This is a genomic window from Streptomyces sp. NPDC056987 (assembly GCF_042673865.1).
In the GTDB taxonomy this organism is placed as follows: domain Bacteria; phylum Actinomycetota; class Actinomycetes; order Streptomycetales; family Streptomycetaceae; genus Streptomyces.
The window spans coordinates 18,195-41,989 of record NZ_JBHURV010000045.1 but is presented as its reverse complement, the minus strand read 5'-3'; the positions used below and the strand labels follow the sequence as shown (position 1 = coordinate 41,989).

The window sequence follows — 23,795 nt, the reverse complement described above, 5'->3', positions numbered from 1 at the left end:
CACGCAGCCCCGTAGCCCCCGTATCTCCCGATCCGTCCGACCGGAGACCGCCATGCCTTCCCGCCGTTCGAGCCGTACCCTCCGCACCACCCTCACCGCCGCCGTCGCGCTGACCACCACCGCCCTGCTGGCGACGGCCTGCACCTCCAACGCGGCCTCCCCGTCCGGCTCCGCGGCCGACGGCGGGGACTCCGGGGGCAAGCAGACCATCACCTTCATGGGCTTCTACGGCACCTTCCAGGACTCCTTCACCAAGACCGTGATCAAGCCCTTCGAGAAGGCCAACCCCGGCATCACGGTCAAGTACGTCCCCATCCAGAACTCCGCCGAGGTGCTGGCCAAGCTGCGCGCGAGCAGCGCCCGCCCCGTCGCCGACGTCGCCCTCATGGACAGCTCCGTGGCGCCGACGGCCAACAAGGAGAAGCTCTTCGCCCCGCTCGACGAGTCGAAGGTCCCCAACGTCGCGCGGCTCGTCGACACCGCGAAGAGCCCGGACGGCTACGGCCCCGGCGTCACCTTCGACAGCCTCTCGATCCTCTACAACTCCAAGAACGTCAAGAAGGCGCCGACGAGCTGGAACGACCTCTGGGACGCCCAGTACAAGGGCAAGCTGGCGATGCCCATCGCCGACACCCGCGGGGTCGCCCTGATCATCGCCCTGGAGAAGATCCTCGGCGGCGACTACCAGAAGGACATCGACCCGGCGATCGGCAAGCTGAAGGAGCTGTCGCCGGCCGTCCAGACCTGGCAGCCCTCGCCGGACGTCTACACCGCGATCCAGTCCGGTGACGCGGACATAGCCGTCGGCTGGAACGCCCGCGGCCAGTACTACAAGGACGCGTCCAAGGGCGCCGTCCAGCCCGTCCTCCCCAAGGAGGGCACGGTCACCCAGATCAACACCATCAACCTGGTGAACAAGTCGCGGCACAGCGCCGCCGCGCAGAAGTTCATCAACTACGCCATCGGTGCCGAGGCCCAGAAGGCGTTCGACGACGAGGCGTTCTACGCGCCCGTCAACAAGGACGTCGAGCTGGCCGCGGCGACCAAGGAGCGCACCACCGCCTCCGCCGAGCAGCAGAAGAACCAGATCCCCGTCGACTGGCGCTGGCTCACCACGCGCTACACCGGCTGGGTCGACCGCATCAAGCAGGAGGTCATCGGTGGCTGACGCGCCGGCGGCGGCCGACGGGCACCTCGTGCTCGACGGGCTCGCCAAGATCTACCCCGGCAAGGACGGCGCCGCCGTGCGCTCCGTCGACCTCGCCGTGGAACGCGGGAGGATGCTCGCCGTCCTCGGTCCCTCCGGCTGCGGCAAGTCCACCACGCTGCGCATGATCGCGGGGCTGGTCCCGCCCACCTCCGGGCGGGTACGGGTCGACGGCCGCGACATCACCGACGCCCCCGTGCACCGGCGCGACATGGGGGTGGTCTTCCAGTCGTACGCGCTCTTCCCGCACCTGGACGTCGCTCGCAACGTCGCCTTCGGCCTGGAGATGCGCAAGATCCCCAAGGCCGAACTGAAGCGCCGGGTCGACGACGCGCTCACGCTCGTCCGCCTCGGCCATCTCGCCGGCCGCCGGATCGCCCAGCTCTCCGGCGGCCAGCAGCAGCGCGTCGCCCTGGCCCGCGCGCTGGTCGTCGAGCCGGCCGTGCTGCTGCTCGACGAGCCCCTGTCCAACCTGGACGCGCAGCTGCGCTCCGCCATGCGCGACGAGATCTGCCGGATCCAGCGCGAGACCGGGGTCACCACCGTCTTCGTCACGCACGACCAGCAGGAGGCCCTGTCCATGGCCGACCGCGTGGCCGTCATGAACCAGGGCCGGATCGAGCAGGTCGGCACCCCGGAGGACATCTACGAGCGGCCCGAACGCGCCTTCGTCGCCCGCTTCGTCGGCCGCGCCAACCTGCTCGACGGTACGGCCCGGGACCGCGACGGGGACCGTACACCGGTCGAAATGCCCGGCCTCGGCACGGTCGCCGCGGCGGGCGACGCCGTGGCACCCGGCCGTACGGCCACCGTGATGCTGCGCCCGCACCGGATCGCCCTCGCCCCGGCCGAGCCGGGCAGCGGCGGCGGCGCGCGCGGCACGGTGCTCTCCGCCGGGTACGCGGGCGAGACCGTCGCGTACCGGGTACGTGTAGGCGCGGACGGGCCCGTCCTGGACGTCGAACGGCCCACCGGGACACAGGAACCGTTCGGCCCCGGCGCCGCGGTGGAGCTGTCCTGGGACCCGGCGGCGCCCCGGCTGGTGGCCGACGACGGCCGGGCCGACGGCACCGGCGCCACCGACGACCCTGACCGCCCGGAGGGCCCGTCATGACGACGGACCCCGGCGCCGTACCCGAGAAGTCGTCCGTACCCGAGAAGTCGTCCGTACCGGAGAAGCCGTCCGTACCCGCCACGACGTCCGTACCCGGGAAGCCGTCCGCACCCGAAAAGGCACCGGCACCCGCGCAGGCGTCCCCCCGCCGCGGCGGCACCGCCCGGCTCGCCCTCGCGCTGCTGCTGCCCGGTCTGCTCGCGCTGCTGCTGACGTACGCGCTGCCCCTGGTCTGGGTGGTGCGCATGTCGTTCAACGAGTCGATGGACGGCGGCCTCATCCGGCAGACGTTCTCCCTCGCCACCTTCGGTGACGTCCTCTCCAGCCCGCACTACTGGAACGTCATCGGGCAGACCGTCGAACTCGGCGTACTCGTCACCGTGTTCACCCTCCTCGTCTCCTACCCGGTGGCGCTCTTCCTCGCCCGTACCACCAGCCGCTGGCGCAGCCTGCTCGTCGCGCTCGCCATCGCGCCGCTGCTGATCTCCTCCGTGGCGCGCACCTTCGGCTGGATGGCGATCCTCGGCAGCCAGGGCGTCGTCAACAAGACGCTCACCGGCATCGGACTGATCGACAGCCCGCTCCATCTCGCCAACAACCTCACCGGCGTGGTCATCGCCTCGACGGAGATCTACATGCCGTTCGCCATCCTGGCGATGATCAGCGGGTTCGGCCGGCTCGACCCGGCGCTGGAGCACGCCGCCGCCTCCCTGGGCGCCCCGCGCCGTACGGTCTTCCGCCGCGTCGTGCTGCCGCTCACCCTGCCCGGGGTGCTCACCGCCGCGCTGCTGGTCTTCGTCCTCAGCCTCAGCGGCTACGTCACGCCCCGGCTCATCGGCGGCGGCCGGGTCTTCGTCCTGGCCACCGAGATCTACGACGAGGCCATCACCAGCCTCGACTGGCCGGTCGCGGCCGTGCTGTCGATGCTGCTGCTCGCCGTGTTCGGCGTGGTCATCGCGGTCTACCTGTGGGCCCAGCGGGCCCTCGAAGCCCGCTTCACCGGCCCCAGGGAGGCCCGCTCATGAACGCGCGCCGGCCGACCCGTGCCCTGTGGGCCGTCCTTCTGACCGTCCTCTACCTCTTCCTCCTCGCGCCCATCCTCATCGTGCTCGTGGAGTCCTTCGACACCTCCACCTATCTCCGCTTCCCGCCCGAGGGCTTCAGCCTCGACGCCTACCGGCAGGTCTTCGCCAACGACGCGTTCCGCGAGGGGTTCAAGGTCAGCGGGATCACCGCCGCGGTGACCGCGCTGCTCGCCGTCGTCACCGGCGTACCGGCCGCGCTCGCGCTGACCCGGCTGCGCTTCCGGGGACGCGCCGCGATCGAGGCGGTCTTCCTCTCGCCACTGCTCGTGCCGCACATCGTGCTGGGGCTCGCGCTGCTGCTGATCCTGGCGCCGATCCCGCTCACCGACACGTACTGGGGGCTGATCCTGGCCCACCTCGGGGTGACCATCCCCTACGTCGTACGGACGGTCGCCGCCGCCCTGGTCTCCGCCGATCCGAGCGCGGAGGAGGCGGCGCGGACCCTCGGCGCGAACGGGCTCGTCACCTTCTGGCGGATCACCCTGCCGACCATCAGGTCCGGTCTCTTCTCCGGCGGGATCATCGCGTTCCTGCTCTCCTTCGACGAGACCGTCATCTCCCTGTTCGTCTCCGGGCAGAACACCGTGCCGCTGCCGGTGGCCGTGCTCCAGTACGTCGAGTACCGCAGCGACCCGTCCGTCGCCTCCCTCTCCGTCCTGCTCGTCCTGCTCTCCGTCGTCGTGGTCGTCCTGGTGGAGCGCGGACTCGGGCTGCGCCGCACCCTGCGATCCGGCTGAGCGGACCCCGCCCCCACCCCGTACCGACCGAACGCCCCCGCCGCAAGGAGAACACCGTGCCCGACACCCAGGCGCACCCCCTCGACCCCGCCGCGCTCCACCGCGACAGCGTCGTCTTCAACGCGCTCGACTGCACGCCGCTGCCGTGGGCCGACGAGACCTACCTCGGCAAGCTCGCCGTCTCCGGGGTCACGGCGATCAACCACGCGGTCTCCATCTCCCAGGGGTACGACGCCGCCGCGGCCGCCATCGTCGGCTGGCGGCACCGGCTCGCCGAGACCGGCGGCCGGGTCTTCCAGGCGTACGGTCTCGACGACGTCGCCCGCGCCAAGGCCGAGGGCAGCGTGGCCTGGTTCGCCGGGTTCGAGGACAGCAAGCCGGTGGGGGAGGACCTGTGGCGGCTGGAGGCCCTCCACCAGCTGGGCCTGCGCTTCATGGGGCTGACGTACCAGAACCGCAACTACGCGGGCGACGGCAGCGGGGAGACCGCCAACGGCGGGCTGAGCCGCTTCGGCCGCGCCCTCGTGCGGGAGTGCAACCGGCTGGGCGTCGCCCTCGACCTGTCGCACACCGGCGAGCGCTCCACCCTGGAGACCATCGAGGTTTCCGAGAAGCCCGTCCTCGTCACCCACGCGGGCCTGACCCACTTCGTCGACAGCCCCCGTAACAAGAGCGATGTCGTCGCCCGTGAACTCGCCGCGCGCGGCGGGGTGTTCGGCCTCGCCGCGAAGTCCGGGTTCCTCACCCCCGACGGGCTGACCCGGCGGCCCGGCGCCGAGGTCTTCGCCGACAACATCGACTACCTGGTCGAGCTGATCGGCATCGACCACGTCATCGTCGGCACGGACGTCGGCGACGAGCGCAAGTACTCCCGCGAGGGCATGGCGCGGGTGCGCAGGCTCTACCCGGAGATCCCCATCGTCGGCGAGGACCTCGATCTCGACCGGATCCACCCCGAGGGCATGGGCACCCCCGCCGACCTGCCCGTCATCACCGGGCTGCTGGCCGGCCGCGGTTACACCGCCGAGGACATCACCAAGATCCTCGGCGGTAACATGCACCGCGTGCTGACCGGTATCTGGGACACCGCGGCGTGAGCGTCCCGCCGCTCCGCGTCGCCGTCGTCGGGGCCGGACCGCGCGGCACCGCGGTACTGGAGCGCCTCACCGCCAACCTCGGTCCTGGCGGCCCCTGGGCGGGGCTCGCGGCCGAGGTGCACGTCGTGGAGGAGCACCCGCCGGGTGCCGGGCGGATCTGGCACCCGGGGCAGCCCGGGCACCTGCTCATGAACACGCTCTCCGGGCACGCCACCGCGTTCCCCGACGACACCGTGCGGATGGCGGGGCCCGCGACCACCGGGCCCTCCCTGGCGGAGTGGGCGAGCGAGCACGAACCGGGGGTCGAGCCCTGGGAGTTCCCGTCCCGCGCGCTGATGGGCCGCTATCTCTCCTGGGCCCACGGGCGGATCGTGCGGGGCGCCGCGGACTCCGTCCGGATCGTCCCGCACACGACGCGCGCCGTCGCACTGGACGAGGCCGCCGAGGGGCGGCTGCTGCTCCGGCTCGGCGACGGGACGAGCCTGCTCGTGGACGCCGCCGTCCTCGCCACCGGCCACACCGACCAGCGCCCCTCGGACGAGGCACGGGCGCTGACCGCGACCGCCGGGCGGTACGGGCTGCGGTACCTGCCGCCCGGCCATCCGCACGAGGCACCGCTCGACCTGCTGGAGCCGGACGAGCCGGTCCTCGTACGCGGCCTGGCGCTCAACTTCTTCGACCAGCTGACCCTGCTCACCGCCGGGCGCGGCGGCCGCTTCGAACCGGCCGGCCCCGGCGGGGCGCTGCGCTACCTCCCGTCGGGCCGTGAACCGCGCCTGCTCGCGGGCTCCGGCCGGGGCGTGCCGTACCTCGCGCGGGCGGAGACCCCGGGGCGGATGCCGCCCGGACACACCCCGCGCGTCTTCGACGAGGCGGCGGTCGGACGGCTGACCGCCCGCGCGCCCGGCACGGTGAGCTTCCGGGACGAGGTGTGGCCGCTGATCGCGCGGGAGGCGGGCGCGGCCTACTACGGGACCCTCCTCGACCTCCGGCCCTCGGCCGCCCGGCTGCCGGCCGGCACGTTCCTGGAGCGGTACGCGGCGGCCGGCCACGGCTCCGACGCCCAGGCCCGGTTGCTCGGCGAGGAGCTGAGGGACGCCGCCGACCGCTTCGACGCGCTCGACCTCGACACGCCGCTGGCGGGCCGGACCTTCCCCGATCGCGCGGCGTTCGGCGCCTGGGTACGGGAGTGGATGCGTACGGACCTGGCGGCGGCCCGCGCCCCCGGACGCAGCCCGGTCAAGGCCGCGGCGGCGGCGGTCGCCGCGGTGAAGGGGCAGGTACGGCGGGTCGTCGCCGCGGGGGTGCTCTCCGGCGCCTCGCAGCGCGAACTGTCCTGGTTCCGGTCGTACGGCGCCCATGTCGCCAGCGGCCCGCCCGCCCGCAGGATCGCCGAGCTGATCGCGCTGAGCGAGGCGGGCGTCGTCGGGTTCCTCGGCGCGCGCCCCACCGTCACCGTCGACGGGGAGGCGGGCCGCTTCACCGCGCTCTCCCCGACCACCGGCGGACCGCCCGCCACCGCCCGCGCCCTGCTGGACGCCTGGCTGCCCGGCCAGGACCTGGCCCGTACCGCCGATCCGCTGCTGGCCGGGCTCGTCACCTCGGGGCTGGCCCGCCCGCACCTTGCGGGCACGGGGGACGACACGACGGCGACGGGCGCGCTCGACATCGTCCCCGCGGAGCTGCGGGTACGCGACGCCGGGGGACGGCCGCACCCGCACCTCTTCGCGTTCGGCATCCCGGTCGAGGGCGTCGAGTGGAACACGGCGATCGGCGCGCGGGCCCGCGGCAACGCCGCGATGTTCCGGCAGGCCGACACGATCGCCCGCGCCGCCCTCGGCGCGGCGGCCGGCCGGCGGTAGCGCCAGCTCGCAGGACCGGCGGCCCCCCCGCACCGTGGCGGAGCGGCGCTCCTCAGCCGAGGAGCGCCGCGATCGCCACCAGCACCGGCACCGACATCACGGTGGAGAGCAGGATCGACTCCCGGGCCAGCCGTTCGGCCACCCGGTAGCGCGAGGCGTAGGTGTACAGATTCTGTGCCGCGGGCAGCGCCGAGGTCACCACGACATCGAGCAGCGCCGCGCCGTGCAGCCCGAACACCAGGGCGCCCAGCGCCCACGCGGCGGCGGGCTGGCCGACCGACTTCAGGGCGACGGAGAGCAGCACGGGGAGACGGTCGGCGCCGCGCCCCGGCAGCGCGCTGCCGCGCAGCGAGATCCCGAAGGCCAGCAGGACGGCCGGGACCGACATGTTGCCGATCAGGACCAGCGGGTCGAGCACCGGCCCCGGCACCGTCCACCCGATCGCCGCGACCGCGACCCCGCACAGCGAACTCGCGCCGATCGGGTTGCGCAGCGGTGTCGTCACCCGCTGCCAGAGCGGCAGCTTCTCGCCCGGCCGCGTCAGGTCCAGCACGGTCAGGGCGATCGGGGTCATCACGAGCTGCTGGAAGAGCAGGACGGGCGCCACGAGCGAGGCGTCCCCGAGGACGTACACGGCGATCGGGATGCCGAGATTTCCGGCGTTGACATAGCTGGAGCACAGCGCGCCGATCGTGGTGCGCCCGATGTCCCAGCGGCGGATCAGGGCGACGGCCACGAAGAGGCCGGCCGCGACGGCCGTACTGATCGCCGTGATCAGCAGCCGGCTGGAGAGAACCACCGAGAGGTCGGCCTGCGCGAGGGTGGTGAACAGCAGGGCCGGGGTGGCCACGTGGAAGGCCAGCTTGGTGAGCACCTCCCGTCCGTTGTCGCCGAGGTATCTGCGCCGCCCGATCACATAGCCGACCCCGATGACGACCGCGATGACGGCGAAGCCGGTCAGTACTCCTTGCACGGCATGTCCCCGTCACAGATCAGCGCGGACGGCGGCGGTGGAGCACATAGGTGGGTCATGCAGTCAACCCTCCCGAGGAACATCACTCCAGGTCAACGTGGGCTGGCTCACCCCCGGCCCGGCGGGTGGGCCGGCTCGCCCCCGGCCCGGCGCCCGCCTGACGGGCACACCGGACCGGTGTCAGCCGGGGCCGGCGTCGCCCGACGGCGCGCACTCCCCGTGCCCGTGGCCGTTCCGCTCCGTCCCGCTCAGGTGGTCCAGGGTGCCGGTGACATGCAGCACCCGGTCCAGCGCCGCCCGGCGCTCCGTCAGGACGAGGCGCACGCCGTCGGACTCGGCGAGGCGCCGGATCATCAGGAGCGCCGAGAGGCCCATGGAGTCGCACATCGTGAGCCCTCCGCAGTGCAGCTCCAGCCGGGCCACGCCCCGGTGGCTGCGGAGCAGCTGCCGTACGGTGTCGATCACCTCGTACGACGTCTCGTAGTCCATCTCGCCGTCGAGCCGCACCTCGACGGTGTCGGCGGCCGGTGTGGTGACGACGACGGCCAGCGGTTCCGGCGGCGGGGCGGTCATACGGTGCGTCCTCGGGACAGGGCCGACGGCCGGGCGGACGGGGACTCGCGCGGATCCGCCGGGTCCTCCCGGCCTTCCCGGTCCTCCCGCTCCTCCAGGGCCGCGATCCCGGCGTGGAGCAGGGCGGTCGCCCGGGGGAAGTCGCCCAACTCGTCGAGCAGCACGCGCAGCGAGAGCGACAGGGCCCGCGACGGGACGCCGCGCGCGGTGAGGATGCCCGCCGTCCAGCCGAGGAACGAGGTGAACAGGGCGTCGTCCGCGACGTAGAGCGCGCAGGCGAGATGGTCCACGATGTGCGCGATGTCCTCGGCGGTGTGCCGGCGCCGCCGCTCGTCGTACTCGCCCAGCGGCAGGAACCGTACGGTGAGCCCGGCGATCGTGGCCCGCACCAGCCGGGACCTGGCCCCCGCGACCAGGGTGTACTCCTGGTCGTCCAGGTGCGGCAGGGCGTCCGCCGGCTGATGCGGTGTCCCCGGTACCGGCAGCGGTCGCGCCAGCAGTTCGGCGGCGGCCCTGGCGTCCGGCGCCCAGGCGTCGGCGCGCAGCAGCCGCGCGTACCGCCCGTCCCGGCCGAAGGCCGCGCCGCCCACCAGCACCGGGACCCCGGCGGACTGGCAGGCGCTGATCGCGGTGTGCGCGGTGGGCAGCCGGGTCACCAGCGAGCCGGACAGGGCGACCGCGTCAGGACCGGTGCGGTGGAGCTGGGAGATCAGATGCGGGCTCGGGACCTGCGCCCCCAGGAAGTCCACCCGCCAGCCGCGCAGCCGCAGCACCTCGGCGAGCAGCCGGGCGGGCAGCGCGTGCCACTCGCCGTCGACGCACGCCACGGTGATCCGGCCGTTCCCGCCGGGGTGCCGCACCGCCGGATGCAGGGCGAGCGCGGCCACGGCCCGGTCGCTGATGGCGGTCGCGGCGTGCTCCTGGGCGACGGTCAGCAGAGCGCCGGCCCACGCCTCGCCGACGCGCCGCTGGGCGGCGGCGATCAGGTCGAGCAGGACGGCCTCGGGGTCGGCGCCGTCGTCGAGCGCCCGCGTCACCACCCCCACGGCGCGCCGCTCGTCGCCCGCCACCAGGGCGTTCCACAGCTCTTCCGGCTGTTCTCCGGCCTGTTCTTCCGTCTGCGTACCGGTCGTACGGTGAACTCGGGTCATGCGGTGAACCTGCCCGGTCCGTGCCCTCCCACCGCACTGAGCCGGTTGCGGCGCGGCGCGGTCACGGCGACCAGCGCCATGTCGTCGTGGGCGCCCGGGCCCACCCACTCGGTCGCGAGCATCTGGACGCGCTCGACGACCGCCTCCGCCGGCATCCCGGCACACTCGGCCAGGACGGACGTGAGCCGGTCCTCGCCGAACATGTCGTCGCCGAACGGACCGCCTCTGGCCTCCGTGATCCCGTCGGAGTACAGCAGGCATGTCTCGCCCGGCCGCAGCACCGTACGGAACGTCAGCGCGGACACGTCGGGCAGCGCGCCGATGAGGGTGCCGCTGGTCCGCGCCACCTCCACGGTGCCGTCGGACCGTACGATCAGCGGCGCGGGATGGCCGCCGCTGGTCAGCCGCAGCTCCACCCCGTGCGCCCGGCGCGTCACCGAGGCGAGCACCAGCGTCGCGAACCGGGTGTGGTGCGAGGTGAGCAGGGCGCCGTTGAGGAGCTTCAGCAGCCGCTCGTGGTCGGGCTCGACCAGCCGCAGTGCCTGCAGCGTGTTGCGGATCTTGCCCGTCAGCACGGCCGCCTCCAGGCCCTTGCCGCAGACGTCGCCCAGCACCGCCTGGGTCTCCCCGCCCGGCTGCTCGGCCGGATAGAAGTCGTAGAAGTCCCCGCCCACCCGCTGGTCGTCGCGGGAGGGGCGGTAGCCCCCGGCGAACTCCACCCCGTCGTAGTGGTGGAGCCGGGGCGGCAGCAGATCGCGCATCAGCAGATCCGCGACGGAGGACTGTTCGGCGAAGAGCAGGGCGGCCGAGATGGCCGCTCCCGCGCGGGCGGCGAAGATACGGGCGAAGGTCTCCTCGCTCTCCGTGAACGGGCCCCGGCCGGGACCGCGCAGCAGGATCAGCGCGCCCGCGGGGACCCCGTTGCCCGGCAGCGGTGTCACCACGACCGAGCCGATCTCGCCGAACCCCTCGGGTGCCAGCCACTCCGGGGCGGTCCCCGGGGCGATCCAGCGCGAGGGCACCGGCGGAAAGCCCTGGAGCGCCTCGGCCAGACCGGGCACCTCCGCCGGGTCGGCGGTCAGCGTCTCACGGGTGACGGAGCCGTCCCGCCCGGCGCGGGTGAGCGGCATCCGGCGCCCCGTACGCGGCCCGACGACGACCGTCGCGTCGGCGAGATGGGCCGCGGCGAGCAGCGCCGTGGTGTCCATGCACTTACGGGCGTTGAGGGACGACAGCAGCTGGTTGGACGCCTCGACGAGGAAGGCGGTGCGCTCCCGCTCGGTGTCGAGCGCCCGCTGCGTGGCCCGGTGGTCGGTCTCGTCGCTGAGCCACCACGTCGTCAGTCCGGCCGCGCCGCTCTCCGCGCCGGACGCGCGGTACGAGCGTTCACCCACGGCCCCGTACGCGGTGTGTTCGCGCCCGGCGTGCGCCTGCGCGAGCCAGTGCGGCCCTCTCCGGAAGAGGTCGCAGCCGGCCGTGAGACCGGGCAGCAGGGTGGCGGCCGCCGCGTTGGCGAGCTGGACCACACCGGTGCGGTCGGCCACGATCACCGGGTGCGGCGAGGACTCCAGTGCCACGTCGCCCACGGCCCCGGCGTCCGGGGAGGAGGTCTTCGGTGAATGCCTCACATAGTGGGACGCCGTGCCCGCGGGCACGAATCCCCTTCACCCTCTCGCTACTTCGACTGCATCGTTGTCATGGGGAAACAATCCTCTTCCGGGGCGCGGGACGCAATCCCCCGCCCGGCCGCGCCGGACACCCGTCCCCGCGTACGCCCGTCACCCGGCGCCGTACCGAGACCCGGACGGCGCGCGTCGCCGAGCGCGGCCCCGGGCGGCCCGGCGGGAGACCGGTCCGGGGCCTGGGCGTGGTCGGGACTCATGGGCGACCAGCATGCCATGACCGACCCCGCGGCCGCCGGAACGGCGGGATTCCCAGGGCGAGGTGAGCGGCGGCCCGGACCGGCCGGCGGCCCGGCCCGGCCCGGCCGGTCCAGGCCGACAGCCTCTTGGCCCGTCGGCCCGGCCGGTCCCGGCCGGCGCCCCGTCAGTGCCGCACCAGCGCCCGGATCAGCTTGCCGCCGTCGCCGAGGAGCGTGACCGTCACCTCGGCGAGCCGCTGCACCAGCGGCCAGCCGTAACCGCCCGGCAGCCAGTCCTCGTGCCGCTCCGTGAGTGCGGGCAGCCGCGGACTCGCGTCCCGTACCGTGATCTCGACCACCCCCGTGTCCGCCGAGACCCGGAAGCCCGTCACTCCGCCCGCGTGCCGCACGGCGTTCGTCACCAGCTCCGACACGACCAGGAGCACGTCGATCGCCGTCTGCTCGGGCACGCCCGGCGCGTGCCGGTCCAGATAGGAGCGCACCAGCGCGCGGGCCTCCGCCGTGCCCGCCGGGCGCGCGTCCAGCCACGGCTGCGCCCCCGGCACGGCGTGCTCCGCCCCGTCGTCGACCGTTGTCATCCCCGCACCCCCCGTACGCGGCTCTGCCTTCCCTGCCGGTGAGTCCTGCCCGGCGCCGGCCCCGTGACACACTCCGCACGGCCCCGCGCCCGGCGGAGAGCATCGCACGTTATCCCCCGTCCGGGGACCGGTGTGCGGGAATCGGTGTGCGGGAACACCCGTCCCGTTCCGCGACCGGTGTGCGGGAACACCCCGTTCCGTTGCGCCGGTTTGCCGTAACTTCTCCCGGGGGAGCGTTCTCCCACCGCGCGGAGTGACACTCCGGATGTCGCATATGCTTCCCGCCGGAACGACGTCGGGTGACCGGCGCCGCCGGGTGAGGGGGTGGAGTGTGGTCGAGTTGCCCGTGGGCCTCTCGTCGCGTCCGGTACGGGGCCGCCGCACCCCGGGGGCCGTGTCCCCGCCGGCCCGGCGCGGCGGCACGCCCGTACGGGAGGCCGCCCCCTCCGCGGTACACGACTCCCCGTGGGCCGTCGACGCGGTCATGCTGCTCGTCGAGGACGACGCGGGGGACGCCCTGCTCGTCGAGGAGTTGCTCGCCGACAGCGATCTCGACGCCCCGCTCACGTGGTGCCAGACGCTCGCCGAGGGCCAGCGGTTCCTCGCCGACCGCACCGCGCCCGTCTGTGTCCTGCTCGACCTCCACCTCCCGGACGTGCACGGCGTCGACGCGGTCACCCGTATCCTGCGCACCGCCCCGGACGCCGCCATCGTCGTCCTCACCGGCCTGGCCGAGGGCGAGGCCGGGCTCTCCGCCGTCGCCACCGGCGCGCAGGACTACCTCGTCAAGGGCCGCATCGACCCCGAGGCGCTCAGCCGCGCCGTCCGCTACGCACTCCAGCGCAAGCAGGTCGAACAGGCCGCCGCCGCGCTGCGCGCCAACGAACGGATGGCCCAGGAGAACGCCCGGCTGGAACGCGGCCTGCTGCCCGTACCCCTGCTGCGCGGCGACGACTTCGAGGCGACCGCCCGGTACGAACCGGGCCGCGCCCACGGACTGCTCAGCGGTGACTTCTACGACGTCGTCCAGACCGAGGACGGCACCGTCCACGCGGTGATAGGCGACGTCTCCGGCCACGGCGCCGCGGAGGCGGCGCTGGGGGTCTGCCTGCGGGTCGCCTGGCGCACCGCCGTCCTGTGCGGCACACCTCCGCTGGACCGGGTACGGCTCCTGGAGGAGATCCTCGTCGCCGAACGGTCCGACCCGCATCTCTTCGCCACCGTCACCTCGCTGGTCTTCCCGCCCGGCGGCCGCGAGTTCGGCGTCGTGCGCGCCGGCCACCCCGGTCTGCTCGTCCGCCACGGCGCCGAGGTGCGCTGGGAGGAACCGCGGATCGGCATGGCCCTCGGGCTGCTGCCCGGCGCGGGCCGCTGGACCGGGACCACGCTCCCGCTGCCGCCCGGCGGCCATGTGGTGCTCTTCACCGACGGCCTCTTCGAAGGCCGTACGGGGCCCTCGGCCCGGCTCGGCGAGGACGGGCTGCTGCGGCTGGCGCGGCGCCACGGCGCACTGCCCGCGCACGCCTTCGTGGACGCGCTGGTCGACGGCGCCACCGAGGGGGCCGCGCCGTACGGCGGACTCGCGGACGACGTCGCCGTGCTCCACCTGGGCTGGGGCGGCACCCCGTGAGGCGCCCCTCCGCGCTGTGGCGTACCGCGCGGTCCCGGCTCTCGGTGCAGGGGTGGGTGCGCCTCATCCTGGCCGGCCTGGTCCTGGTCGTCTGCGGCTGCACCCTCATCGCCGGCGTGCTGCTCTCCCGTACGACCGACCGCACCGACGAACTCGTCGACCGGATCCAGCCCGCCCGGTCCACCGCCTTCCAGCTCCAGCGCTCCCTGGTCGACCAGGAGACCGGGGTGCGCGGCTTCGCGCTCACCGCCGACGCGTCGTTCCTCGCACCGTACGAACAGGGCCGCGCCGACGAGGAGCGGTTCACCGCGCGGATGCGCGCCCTCGTCGGCTCGGACCCGCGGGCCGCCGCCGACCTCACCCGGATCACCCGCGCCGCCGACGAGTGGCGGCGCGACGAGGCCGAACCGCTCATCGCGTCCGTACGGACCCGGGGCGCCGTCACGGCCTCCGGCGAACTGCTCGCCGGCAACAAGGCCGCGTTCGACGAACTGCGCCGGCTCGTCGCCGTCCAGCAGAGCCATCTCGACGAGGCCAGGGACCACGCGCGCGCCGGACTGGACGACGCCCGGGAACTGCGCGACACCGTCTTCCTCGTGATCCTCGGCGTCTTCGCGGCGGCGGTGACGGGCCTCGCCCTCGTCCTCCACCGGATGGTCGGCCGGCCGCTCAACGCGCTGCGGGCCGCGACCGACGGCGTACGCGACGGGGCGTTCGACCGGCGCATCGAGGCCCGGGGCCCCTCCGACCTGCGGGCCGTCGGCGCGGCGGTGGAGGACATGCGGCGCAGGCTGGCCGACGAGATCGCCGCCACCCGGCTGCGCGAGGACCTCCTCGCGGAACAGACCGAGGAACTGCGCCGCTCGAACTCGGAGCTGGAGCAGTTCGCCTACGTGGCCTCGCACGACCTCCAGGAGCCGCTGCGCAAGGTCGCCTCGTTCTGCCAGCTGCTGGAGAAACGGTACGGCGACCAGCTCGACGCCCGGGGCAAGCAGTACATCGACTTCGCCGTCGACGGCGCCAAGCGCATGCAGATCCTCATCAACGACCTGCTCACCTTCTCCCGGGTGGGCCGGGTCCACGACGCGTGGCAGGGCGTCGAACTGGATCAGGTCCTCGACCGCGCCCTCGGCAATCTCGCCCTCGCCATCGAGGAGGGCGGGGTGACGGTCGTACGGGAGAATCCGCTGCCCCGGGTGACCGGCGACCCGACCACCCTCGCCATGCTGCTGCAGAACCTCGTCGGGAACGCGGTCAAGTTCCGCCGCCCCGACGGGCCCTGCCTGATCACCGTCGGCTGCGTCGCCGGGACCGCCGAGGGCACGGAGGGCTCGGAGGGCGCCGCCGAGGGCCCCGGAAGCGCCGAGTGGCATTTCACCGTCACCGACAACGGCATCGGTGTCGCGCCCGAGTTCGCCGAGAAGGTCTTCGTCATCTTCCAGCGGCTGCATGCCAGGGACGAGTACGAGGGCACCGGGATCGGGCTGGCGCTCTGCCGTAAGATCGTGGAGTTCCACGGCGGCCGGATCCGGCTGGAGTCCGCCCCCGGGGGCGGCACCCGTATCCACTTCACGCTGCCCGTCATCCAGGACGAGGCCGCTCCGCCCGCCGCCGGACTCCCGGCCGCCGCCGATCCGGCCTCCCCCGATCCGACCGCCGCCGATCCGCGTGCCGCCGCCGATGCGCCCGCGCCGCCCGGAGCGGCGGCCGGCGAGGCACGGCCGCACACCCCCCATGGAGCCCGACTGTGAACTCCCAGCCCCAGCGCGCCGAGCCGATCGAGGTCCTGCTCGTCGAGGACGACGCCGGCGACGAACTGATGACCCGCGAGGCCTTCGAGGACAACAAGATCCGCAACACCCTGCACGTGGTGCGCGACGGGGAGGAAGCCCTCGACTTCCTCTACCGGCGGGGGCCCCACACGGACGCGCCCCGCCCCGATCTCGTCCTGCTCGACCTCAACCTGCCCAAGTACGACGGCCGCCAGGTCCTGGAGCAGATCAAGACGGACCCCGAACTGTCGCTCATCCCCGTCGTCGTCCTCACCACCTCGTCGGCGGAGGAGGACATCCTGCGCAGCTACAAACTGCACGCGAACGCCTATGTGACCAAGCCGGTCGACCTCGATCAATTCATCGCGGCCGTCCGGCAGATCGACGAGTTCTTCGTCAGCGTGGTCCGGCTGCCGGGGCGTGTTCCCGGGCGCGCGTGACACCCCTCACGAAACCGGTGGGCATATCGGCGGCGTGTGGGGGCATAAGGGGATCCGAGAAGGGGGACCCCCCGATCGCCTCACCGGTGCCCGGGCAGGAGCTATGAACGAACAGACCATCGTCGGAACGGCCCGCACGGCCCTGCCCGACTCCGTACACCCGCTGCGGCGGGCCGGCCAGTTCAGCGGCGAGCCCGGCTGTATCGCCGAGGCCCGGCTGCTGGCCGAGCGGTTCCTCCAGCAACTGGAGGCCGAGTGGCTGGCCGACCTCGGCGAGCGCGCGCGAGGGGATCTGCTGCTCGTCGTCAGCGAACTGGTCACCAACGCCGAACGGCACAGCCACGGACCGTATCTGCTGGAGCTGGAGGGCACGGACGAGCAGGTGCTCGTGACCGTGTACGACAGCAGCTCGACCCTGCCGCGCCGCTACCCGCGCGACCCCGCCCGGCTCGGCGGGCACGGCCTGGAGATCGTCCACGCGCTCGCCGACCTGCTCACGGCGGAGCGCGTCCCGGTCGGCAAGCGTGTCCAGGCCGTGTTCGACCTGACGGCCCGCGGGCTCCCGGCCTGACCCCCGCGGCCGGCCGCCGTCACTACTCCGGCCGCCGTCGCTCCTCCGGCCGCCGTCACTCCTCGGGGCGGCCGAACCAGTCCAGGCAGAGCACCAGCGCGTCGTCCGTCGACTCGGCGCCCCGGTGCTCCGCCAGCTCCCGCAGCACCGCGCGCGGCACCATGGCCGCCGGCAGCAGGCTCGTCGCGCTGATCGCCCGCGCCAGGGCCCGCTCCCCGTACGCCTCGCCCTGCGGCGAGACCGCCGCGTACACTCCGTCGCTCACGAAGAGCAGCCGGTCGCCGGGGAGCACCTGGAACGACTGGGCCACGTAGTCCGACTCCTCGAACATGCCCAGCGGGAGCTGCGCGTCGAGGTGGACCCGCTCCACGGTCTTGTCCCGCTGCCGCCACAGCTCGGGCGACCCGGCGTCCACGGCCTCGACCCGCCCGGTCGCCAGCTCGAAACGGAGCAGGAGCGTCGAGACGTACGAGGCGCCCCGGTGCTGCTCGTACAGCGCCTGGTCGGCCAGGGCCGCCTGGTCGGCGATGCCGATGCCCGCGCGGCGCGCGTTGCGCAGGGCGTTGACGGCGAGATTGGTCAGCAGGGAGGCCTGGATGCCCTCGCCCATCCCGTTGGTCACCGCGAGGGTCAGCTCGTTCGCGTCCGACGCCCAGTCGAAGTTGTCGCCGTGGATCGCGTACGCGGGTTCGAGCTGGGCGCCGATGGCGTACTCCCGGGCGGTGCAGGCGCGCGCCGGGAGCAGCTCCCACTGCATCTCGGCCGCCAGGGTCAGCCGGCTCGCCCGGCGCGCCCGCTGGTAGAGGTCCGTGTCCCGCTCCGCCACCAGGATCTCGTGGCCCAGCAGATCGGCGACCTGGGTCAGATCGTCGACGGTCTCCGGGGTGGAGAGGCCGCCCGGCAGCCGGACGGTGAGAATACCGAGCCGTTCGCCGCGCACCGTGACCGGAAGGTGGTGGTCCACCGCGTCCCGGTGCCTGACCTCCTGCTCGCGCGGCTCCTGGCTGCCGAACGCCCGGCCCTCCGGCGTGTTGTGCAGCGACAGATCCTCGGCCGCCGGGAACGCGGGGCCCGCCGGATCGCCGGCTCCGCTGACGGGTCGCAGCACCGTGAGCCCGTAATCCGCGAGATGGAGCGTGACGGAGGCCGCTCCGTACGCCGTCGCGAGCGCGCCGCGCAAGGCGCCCACCAGGTCGTGCGGGGCCGCCGCACGGACCGCTCTTTCCACATCCGCGAGTAGAGTCACTGTCGTTCAGCTTTCCTCAAGGGGCCCGTTCGGTACCGGGCCGGTCCCGGGACGCTCGTAGCGGTCCAGGGACGGTCCGGGCTGACAGATGGCCACGCCGGATGAAAGGGTGGATCGATGTCCCGTTTCACCGGTCAGGCGCGTCGGCGGGAGCAGGTCGCCGAGGCCGCCTGTGCCGCCTCGGAACTGCTCGAAGTGCTGTGGGGGCGCGGCCAGGAGGCAGCGCCGTCGGGTCCGGTCCCGCCCTCCCAGCTACGGGCCCTTCTCGTCATCGAAACGCACGAGGGCGCCAATCTGCGGACCCTCGGCGAGGCGCTCGGGTCGCGTCCCTCCTCCGTGAGCAGACTCTGCGACCGGATGGAGGCCATGGGGCTCGTGACCCGCTCGCAGAGCCGGACGAGCCGGCGCGAGGTCGAGCTGCGGCTGAGCCGGCGCGGCCACCAGGTGCTGGACGAGCACCGCGCCTTCCGTACCCGTGAGGTCGGGCTGGTGCTGGAGCGGATGGACCCCTCGGAGGTACTGATGCTCGCGGAGGGGCTGCGCGCCTTCCACGCGGCGGCGAGCCAGGGCCTGAGCGCCGGGGCCGAGGCCCCCGCGGACTCCGCGCAACGCCACGTGGCGGACAGCGCATAGCTTCATTGGGGCCCACTTCCCTGGCATCGACACATTACTCTCCGCACTCTCCGCGCAGAGCACTTGTGCGGAAGCCGTGAACAGATTGTTGCTCACTGGCGAATGTTGTCAAATGGCAACTATCTTTGGGATCACGATGCCGCCCCGACCTCCACAGCCCACGAATGGATTTCCTGTGCAACCTCCTCACCGCGCAGGTCAGACCATGGGCCTGGCCACGGGACGGAACGGCGACGCGGTCGTGCTCGCCCTCAGCGGTGATCTCGACGTGGAGAACATCGCCCCGCTCGCCACCGCGCTCACCGAGGCCGCCGAGACGGCCACGGGCCCCGTGGTCGTGGACCTGTCCCGCGTCGCCTTCGCGGACTCCACCACGGTGAACGTCCTTCTCCAGGCTCATGGTTCCCTCGGTCCGAGGCTGCGGCTCGCCCGTCCCTCCGCCTTCGTCCAGCGCCTGTTCGGCGTCATCGGCCTGGAGCAGGTCCTACAGGTGTACGGCACCATCGAGGCCGCGCTCGCACCCGGTCGCCCCGCCCCCTCGGAGTGACCCGGAGCCGCCGGATTCACCCGGAGACTCTTCGACCCCGGTTGCGCGGGTAAACGACGGCAGGAGAACGCCGCACCGAGATCCGAACGACGGGGTGAGTCCCATGCAGCAACCTCTCACGAGCGACCCGCGGTCCCACGGCGACGCCGAGTGGGCGTTGCGCCCGGAACTGGCGGCCGAGGCGAGGGAGGCGGCCCACGGCTTTCTCGCCGCTCTCGTTCCCGAGCCGTCCGCGCGCACCTCCCAGAACCTGGTCCTGCTCGTCTCCGAGTTGGTGGCGAACGCGATCCGGCACGCGGGCGAGGTGACCTCTTTGCATCTGCGTGCGGACCGGCGCAGCCTGCACGTCGTGGTGGACGACCCGAGCCCCGCCCGGCCGCGGGAGCGCACGCCCGATCTCACCGGCGGCACCGGCGGCTTCGGCTGGCCGATGATCCAGCGCCTGGCCGAGAAGGTCACCGTCCTGCCGAACGCGGGCGGCGGCAAGACGATCCGCGCCGTCCTCGCGCGGTAGTACGTTCGGGGCGCGCGGGGCGCAGAGGGGTTTTCGCGCCGCGGGTGGCGCGCATCCTTCCCGCAGGACGAAGGAGTGGGATGCGCGAGACACACGGCTCCGGTACGGGCGCCCCCGGCAGGGGCGCCACGGCGCGCGGGGCCCGCGCGCTCCTCGCCGTGACGGCGCTCGCGCTGCCGGCGGGGTGCGCCGGCGGTACGGCGGGGCACCCCGTGACGCCGGGCCAGGGCCCCGCCACGGCGACGGTCACGGTCCCCGCGCCGCCCGAGGCCGGCCGCACGGACCCCGGTGCCTGCGGGGACGCCGACTGCGAGGTGGACCTGGCCGCGGGGGACACGGTCCGCTTCGACCGCGGTGACGGGGCGGGCCGCTTCGTCGTCACCGGCGTGGACGGATCGACGGTGAGCTGGGAGCTGCCGGGATCGCACCGGTGCGGAGCGTCCGGGCCGGGATCCGTCCGGATGCGCGGGGACAACGCCGGATGCCGGGGCACGGTCGGCCCGGGGACGACGGTCACCGCGGAAGGCGTCTCGGTGACCTTCGTCGGCATCGGGGCCTCGACCGTACGCGTACGCCTGGCACCACTTCCCTGACGCCACGTTCCTGATACGGCGACGGGGCACCGTCTGCCGGGAGTTCCGCCCGCCGAGCCGCGCCGGGCCGCGGCCCTCCGCGTCGCGTCCCATCGCACCCTTCCGCACCTCTTGTAGCGGGGACAGGTCGGCCCTACGATGCATAGCCGGGACATGAAACGTTTCAATCCAAGGGGCTGCGATGGGCATGGGCTGGACACGCCGGGGTCTCCTCCACACCTCCGCGCTCGGGGCGGGGGCCGGGCTCGCTGGCCTGGCCATGGGCTCAGGCACCGCCGCCGCGTCCCCGTCGGGAGGTCCCGCGGGGGAGGGCGGCCGGTCCGGGCGGCTCCGTATCGACTCCGCCACCGTCGAGTACGCCGAGCACGTCCTCGGCACCGACGTCGCCGCCCCCCTGCTGTCCTGGGTGCTCGGGGCCGTGCCCGACGGGGGCCCCACGCCCGACGGCGGCCCGGGCGTGCGGCAGAGCGCCTACCAGATCCGGGCCGCGACCGGGCGGCGGGCGCTGCTGGCCGGGCGTGAACTCCTCTGGGACACCGGCCGGGTCGCGTCGGACCGTACCGTCGCCGTGCCCTACGCGGGCCCCGCGCTGCCGCCCCGTACCCGCTGCCACTGGCAGGTCCGGGTCTGGGACGGCGCAGGACGCGCCTCCGCGTGGAGCACCCCCGGCTGGTGGGAGACCGCGCTCGGCGCGGAGCGGTGGCACGCCCGGTGGATAGGCGCCGACCAGCCGGCCGCACCGCCCGGCTTCGACGGCGCGTCGTGGATCTGGACGGCGGACGCGACCACGGGCGGCGCCCCTGTGGGACCGCGCTGGTTCCGCGGCTCCCTCGGCCTTCCCGAGGCCGCGGACATCGCGCGGGCCACGCTCGTCGCCACCGCCGACGACGACTTCACCCTCCACCTGAACGGCCGCCAGGTCCTGCACGTCCCCGAGCAGGTGGACGCCTGGCGCACCGGCGCCGCCGCCGATGTCACCGGCGCCGTGCGCGCCGCAGCCGACAGCGGCTCCCCGGTCGTCCTCGCCGCCGTCGCCACCAACCGCGGCGGGGCCGCCGCCAATCCGGCCGGACTGCTCGGGAGCCTGCGGGTGGAGACCACCGACGGCGCCGTCCGCCAACTCGCCACCGGAGAAGGGTGGCGTACCACAGACACCGAGCAACCCGGCTGGGAGCGAACCGAGTTCGACGACACGGGGTGGGCCGCGGCCACCGTACTCGCGCCCTACGGCCGGGGACCGTGGGGCAACGGGGTCTCGATCGCCGCGCCGGAGGCGCCTGCGCCCCTGCTGCGCAGGGAGTTCACGGTACGCGAACCCGTCACCCGCGCGCGCCTCTACATCAGCGGACTGGCGTACTACGTGGCCGAGTTGAACGGGGAGCGGGTCGGCCGGCAGGTGCTCGACCCCGGCTTCACCGACTACGACGAGACCGTGCTGTACGCGGTGCACGACGTGACGGCGCTCCTCAGACGTGGCGACAACGCGATCGGCGTCACCCTCGGCCGTGGCTTCTACGGCATGACCACCCCCAACGTGTGGAACTGGCACCGGCCGCCCTGGCACGGCGAACCGCGCCTGCTGTGCCGGCTGGAGGCCGACCACCCCGACGGCTCCCGCACCACCGTCGTCTCCGACACCGACTGGCGCATCACCGAGGGTCCCACCCTCACCAACTCCCTCTACGCGGGGGAGACGTACGACGCCCGACTGGCCCCGGAGGGATGGACCCGGCCCGGCTTCGACGACCGTTCCTGGCGCCACCCGGCCGAGCAGCCCGCCCCCCGGGGCACCCTGCGCGCCCAGCCGCACGAACCCATCGAGGTCATCGCGACCCACACCCCCACCGCGATCACGGAGCACGCCCCCGGCGTGTACGTTGTGGACCTGGGCCGCACCACGGCTGGGTGGAGCCGGCTGAGCGTACGGGCCCCGGCCGGCACCGTCGTCTCGCTGGTCCACGGCGAGAAACTGAAGGCGGACGGCAGCGTCCACGCCGAGACCGGACATGTGCCGGGCCGCTTCCAGCGCGACGAGTACATCTGCGCGGGCGGCGGCGCCACCGAGGTGTGGGAGCCGTCCTTCTCGTACAAGGGCTTCCGGTACGTCCAGGTCAGCGGGTTGCCGACCCGGCCACGCCCGGCCGACGTGGTGGGCAGGACCGTCCACACGAAGGTGGCGGAGGTCAGCGGCTTCGCCTGCTCGGAGCCGTTCTACGAACAGCTCGACCGGGCGATGCGCCGCACCCTGCTCAACAATCTGCACGGCGTACCCACCGACACCCCGATGTACGAGAAGAACGGCTGGACGGGCGACGCCCAACTCGGGGCGCCCGTCATGGAGTACGCCTTCGGGGTGCACCGCTTCCTCACCAAGTGGCTCGGTGACCTGGCGGACAGCCAGAACGCCGACGGACAGCTTCCGGTGATCGTGCCCAGCGGCGGCTGGGGCTACGGCGACCTCGGCCCCTCGCCCGAGTGGACCACCGTATATCCGTTCCTGATACGGGAGATGTACCGGATCTACGGCGACGACCGGGTGGCGCGGGAGCACTGGGCCACCCTCACCCGCTATCTAGACTGGGAGCTGGCCCGGCTCGTCGACGGCCTCGCGATCACCGCGCTCGGCGACTACCTGCCGCCCGGCTACGGCGGCAACCCGCCCGAGGACACCCGGCTGACGGCGACCGCGTATCTCCACCGCGCGCTCACCGGCACGGCCGAGCTGGGCGACCTGCTCGGCCACGGCGGGACCGCGGAGCGCTACCGGACTGCGGCGGCCGGCCTGAAGGACGCCTTCAACGCCGCCTTCCTCGACGCCTCCGGCCACTACCGGACCGCGAGGGACCCCGGGTACCGCCAGACGTCCAACGCACTCCCGCTCGCCTTCGGACTGGTCCCGAACGGCGCCCGCGCCACGGTCGTCGACAGCCTCGTCGCGGACATCACCGCGCGCGGCGACCACCTCAACACCGGCGCGCTCGGCACGAGTGTGCTGCTGCGCGTGCTGTGCGCACACGGCCGTCCCGACGTGGCACACGCCGTCGCCACCCAGCGCACCTACCCGAGCTGGGGCCACTGGTTCGACAACGGCGCCGACACCATGTGGGAGATGTGGCCCCTCGACTCCCGCTCACGCGACCACTACTTCCAGGGCACGGTCGTCCAGTGGCTGTACGAGAACGTCGCCGGGCTGCGCCCCGGGGACGCGGGCTACCGGACCTTCACCGTACGGCCCGACGGGCGGACCGGTGTCAGCTGGGCCCGCACCTGGATCCGTACCGTCCGGGGCGAGGCGTCGGTGGCCTGGTCGGCGATCGGCACCACCCTGCGGCTCTCCGTACGCGTCCCGGTCGGCGCGACGGCGGAGATCCACGTACCGGCCGCCACCCGCGACCAGGTCACGGCACCCGCCGGTGCCGCGTACGCCCGTACGGAACCGGGGTTCGTGGTGTACCGGGCGGGCCAGGGTGCCTGGGAGTTCGTGAGGCGCGCCTGAACCCACCTGCCGCGGCGCCCCTCCGGCCCCCCCCGCCCCCCGCCCCCCCCCCCCCCCCGGCCGCGGCCGGCGCGGCCCGCCCGGCGCCCCCCCC

At 73.7% G+C, this 23,795-nt stretch carries 21 protein-coding genes; 15 read left to right on the top strand and 6 right to left on the bottom strand.

Translation table 11 applies throughout. The annotated features are described in order from the left end of the window. Positions 1-52 precede the first annotated feature (52 nt). From ACFTZC_RS35495 to ACFTZC_RS35470, 6 genes are read left to right on the top strand one after another with little or no spacing between them, the layout of a single operon-like run. On the top strand, positions 53-1,168 hold the full coding sequence (locus tag ACFTZC_RS35495; RefSeq protein WP_382897092.1) for an ABC transporter substrate-binding protein: 1,116 nt from the start codon (positions 53-55) through the stop codon (positions 1,166-1,168). After that, positions 1,161-2,321: an ABC transporter ATP-binding protein gene (locus tag ACFTZC_RS35490; RefSeq protein ID WP_382897089.1), complete on the top strand. Its 1,161-nt coding sequence runs from the start codon at positions 1,161-1,163 to the stop codon at positions 2,319-2,321. Before ACFTZC_RS35495 ends, ACFTZC_RS35490 begins: the two co-directional genes overlap by 8 nt. Next, positions 2,318-3,346 carry an ABC transporter permease gene (locus tag ACFTZC_RS35485; RefSeq protein WP_382897087.1) on the top strand — a complete coding sequence of 343 codons (1,029 nt, stop codon included), beginning with the start codon at positions 2,318-2,320 and terminating at the stop codon, positions 3,344-3,346. The genes ACFTZC_RS35490 and ACFTZC_RS35485 overlap by 4 nt, the downstream gene beginning before the upstream one ends. Continuing rightward, positions 3,343-4,143: an ABC transporter permease gene (locus ACFTZC_RS35480; RefSeq protein ID WP_382897084.1), complete on the top strand. Its 801-nt coding sequence runs from the start codon at positions 3,343-3,345 to the stop codon at positions 4,141-4,143. The genes ACFTZC_RS35485 and ACFTZC_RS35480 overlap by 4 nt, the downstream gene beginning before the upstream one ends. Positions 4,144-4,199: 56 nt before the next feature. Continuing rightward, on the top strand, positions 4,200-5,240 hold the full coding sequence (locus tag ACFTZC_RS35475; protein WP_382897081.1) for a dipeptidase: 1,041 nt from the start codon (positions 4,200-4,202) through the stop codon (positions 5,238-5,240). After that, the gene (locus ACFTZC_RS35470) at positions 5,237-7,102 is read left to right on the top strand and encodes an FAD/NAD(P)-binding protein (RefSeq protein WP_382897078.1); all 1,866 of its coding nucleotides are present in this window, start codon (positions 5,237-5,239) and stop codon (positions 7,100-7,102) included. The genes ACFTZC_RS35475 and ACFTZC_RS35470 overlap by 4 nt, the downstream gene beginning before the upstream one ends. Positions 7,103-7,154: 52 nt before the next feature. Here ACFTZC_RS35470 and ACFTZC_RS35465 read toward each other — a convergent pair whose 3' ends face one another. The 5 genes from ACFTZC_RS35465 to ACFTZC_RS35445 form a co-directional block, all read right to left on the bottom strand. Continuing rightward, positions 7,155-8,075: an AEC family transporter gene (locus ACFTZC_RS35465; protein WP_382897075.1), complete on the bottom strand. Its 921-nt coding sequence runs from the start codon at positions 8,073-8,075 to the stop codon at positions 7,155-7,157. A 180-nt stretch (positions 8,076-8,255) separates the two neighbouring features. After that, a complete protein-coding gene (locus ACFTZC_RS35460; protein ID WP_382897073.1) occupies positions 8,256-8,648 on the bottom strand; it encodes an STAS domain-containing protein in 393 nt (130 codons plus the stop codon). After that, positions 8,645-9,799 carry a B12-binding domain-containing protein gene (locus tag ACFTZC_RS35455; RefSeq protein WP_382897070.1) on the bottom strand — a complete coding sequence of 385 codons (1,155 nt, stop codon included), beginning with the start codon at positions 9,797-9,799 and terminating at the stop codon, positions 8,645-8,647. Before ACFTZC_RS35455 ends, ACFTZC_RS35460 begins: the two co-directional genes overlap by 4 nt. Then, positions 9,796-11,385, bottom strand: coding sequence for a PP2C family protein-serine/threonine phosphatase (locus ACFTZC_RS35450; RefSeq protein ID WP_382897147.1), 1,590 nt, complete (start codon positions 11,383-11,385; stop codon positions 9,796-9,798). The genes ACFTZC_RS35455 and ACFTZC_RS35450 overlap by 4 nt, the downstream gene beginning before the upstream one ends. A gap of 460 nt (positions 11,386-11,845) precedes the next feature. Then, positions 11,846-12,259 carry an ATP-binding protein gene (locus ACFTZC_RS35445; protein WP_382897067.1) on the bottom strand — a complete coding sequence of 138 codons (414 nt, stop codon included), beginning with the start codon at positions 12,257-12,259 and terminating at the stop codon, positions 11,846-11,848. A gap of 484 nt (positions 12,260-12,743) precedes the next feature. Here ACFTZC_RS35445 and ACFTZC_RS35440 point away from each other — a divergent pair, with 484 nt between their 5' ends. The 4 genes from ACFTZC_RS35440 to ACFTZC_RS35425 all read left to right on the top strand — a co-directional run bounded on the left by ACFTZC_RS35440 (position 12,744) and on the right by ACFTZC_RS35425 (position 16,672). Further along, on the top strand, positions 12,744-13,889 hold the full coding sequence (locus ACFTZC_RS35440) for a PP2C family protein-serine/threonine phosphatase (RefSeq protein ID WP_382897144.1): 1,146 nt from the start codon (positions 12,744-12,746) through the stop codon (positions 13,887-13,889). After that, positions 13,886-15,640, top strand: coding sequence for a CHASE3 domain-containing protein (locus tag ACFTZC_RS35435; RefSeq protein WP_382897064.1), 1,755 nt, complete (start codon positions 13,886-13,888; stop codon positions 15,638-15,640). The genes ACFTZC_RS35440 and ACFTZC_RS35435 overlap by 4 nt, the downstream gene beginning before the upstream one ends. Beyond that, positions 15,637-16,101, top strand: a complete 465-nt coding sequence (locus ACFTZC_RS35430; RefSeq protein ID WP_382897063.1) for a response regulator — start codon at positions 15,637-15,639, stop codon at positions 16,099-16,101. Before ACFTZC_RS35435 ends, ACFTZC_RS35430 begins: the two co-directional genes overlap by 4 nt. 103 nt (positions 16,102-16,204) lie before the next feature. After that, entirely contained in the window at positions 16,205-16,672 is a 468-nt protein-coding gene (locus ACFTZC_RS35425) for an ATP-binding protein (protein ID WP_382897060.1), read from the top strand. A 55-nt stretch (positions 16,673-16,727) separates the two neighbouring features. On the opposite strand, the gene ACFTZC_RS35420 is transcribed toward ACFTZC_RS35425, so the two are convergent. Beyond that, positions 16,728-17,900: a PP2C family protein-serine/threonine phosphatase gene (locus ACFTZC_RS35420; protein WP_382897058.1), complete on the bottom strand. Its 1,173-nt coding sequence runs from the start codon at positions 17,898-17,900 to the stop codon at positions 16,728-16,730. A gap of 135 nt (positions 17,901-18,035) precedes the next feature. Here ACFTZC_RS35420 and ACFTZC_RS35415 point away from each other — a divergent pair, with 135 nt between their 5' ends. The 5 genes from ACFTZC_RS35415 to ACFTZC_RS35395 all read left to right on the top strand — a co-directional run bounded on the left by ACFTZC_RS35415 (position 18,036) and on the right by ACFTZC_RS35395 (position 23,701). Next, positions 18,036-18,551: a MarR family transcriptional regulator gene (locus ACFTZC_RS35415; protein WP_382897056.1), complete on the top strand. Its 516-nt coding sequence runs from the start codon at positions 18,036-18,038 to the stop codon at positions 18,549-18,551. A gap of 205 nt (positions 18,552-18,756) precedes the next feature. Then, positions 18,757-19,098, top strand: coding sequence for an STAS domain-containing protein (locus tag ACFTZC_RS35410; protein WP_382897053.1), 342 nt, complete (start codon positions 18,757-18,759; stop codon positions 19,096-19,098). Positions 19,099-19,201: 103 nt separating this feature from the next. Further along, positions 19,202-19,612: an ATP-binding protein gene (locus tag ACFTZC_RS35405; RefSeq protein ID WP_382897050.1), complete on the top strand. Its 411-nt coding sequence runs from the start codon at positions 19,202-19,204 to the stop codon at positions 19,610-19,612. An 80-nt stretch (positions 19,613-19,692) separates the two neighbouring features. After that, positions 19,693-20,205 carry a hypothetical protein gene (locus tag ACFTZC_RS35400; RefSeq protein WP_382897047.1) on the top strand — a complete coding sequence of 171 codons (513 nt, stop codon included), beginning with the start codon at positions 19,693-19,695 and terminating at the stop codon, positions 20,203-20,205. Positions 20,206-20,392: 187 nt separating this feature from the next. Further along, positions 20,393-23,701 carry a family 78 glycoside hydrolase catalytic domain gene (locus ACFTZC_RS35395; protein WP_382897044.1) on the top strand — a complete coding sequence of 1,103 codons (3,309 nt, stop codon included), beginning with the start codon at positions 20,393-20,395 and terminating at the stop codon, positions 23,699-23,701. The last annotated feature ends 94 nt before the right edge of the window (positions 23,702-23,795 follow it).

Bases quoted from the DNA above. Each gene is read 5' to 3' on its own strand.
- ACFTZC_RS35405 (WP_382897050.1), top strand. From the start codon at position 19,202: ATGCAGCAACCTCTCACGAGCGACCCGCGGTCCCACGGCGACGCCGAG.
- ACFTZC_RS35395 (WP_382897044.1), top strand. From the start codon at position 20,393: ATGGGCTGGACACGCCGGGGTCTCCTCCACACCTCCGCGCTCGGGGCG.
- ACFTZC_RS35440 (WP_382897144.1), top strand. From the start codon at position 12,744: ATGCTGCTCGTCGAGGACGACGCGGGGGACGCCCTGCTCGTCGAGGAG.
- ACFTZC_RS35455 (WP_382897070.1), bottom strand. From the start codon at position 9,799: ATGACCCGAGTTCACCGTACGACCGGTACGCAGACGGAAGAACAGGCC.
- ACFTZC_RS35480 (WP_382897084.1), top strand. From the start codon at position 3,343: ATGAACGCGCGCCGGCCGACCCGTGCCCTGTGGGCCGTCCTTCTGACC.
- ACFTZC_RS35415 (WP_382897056.1), top strand. From the start codon at position 18,036: ATGTCCCGTTTCACCGGTCAGGCGCGTCGGCGGGAGCAGGTCGCCGAG.
- ACFTZC_RS35445 (WP_382897067.1), bottom strand. From the start codon at position 12,259: ATGACAACGGTCGACGACGGGGCGGAGCACGCCGTGCCGGGGGCGCAG.
- ACFTZC_RS35410 (WP_382897053.1), top strand. From the start codon at position 18,757: ATGGGCCTGGCCACGGGACGGAACGGCGACGCGGTCGTGCTCGCCCTC.
- ACFTZC_RS35495 (WP_382897092.1), top strand. From the start codon at position 53: ATGCCTTCCCGCCGTTCGAGCCGTACCCTCCGCACCACCCTCACCGCC.
- ACFTZC_RS35460 (WP_382897073.1), bottom strand. From the start codon at position 8,648: ATGACCGCCCCGCCGCCGGAACCGCTGGCCGTCGTCGTCACCACACCG.
- ACFTZC_RS35400 (WP_382897047.1), top strand. From the start codon at position 19,693: ATGCGCGAGACACACGGCTCCGGTACGGGCGCCCCCGGCAGGGGCGCC.
- ACFTZC_RS35425 (WP_382897060.1), top strand. From the start codon at position 16,205: ATGAACGAACAGACCATCGTCGGAACGGCCCGCACGGCCCTGCCCGAC.
- ACFTZC_RS35485 (WP_382897087.1), top strand. From the start codon at position 2,318: ATGACGACGGACCCCGGCGCCGTACCCGAGAAGTCGTCCGTACCCGAG.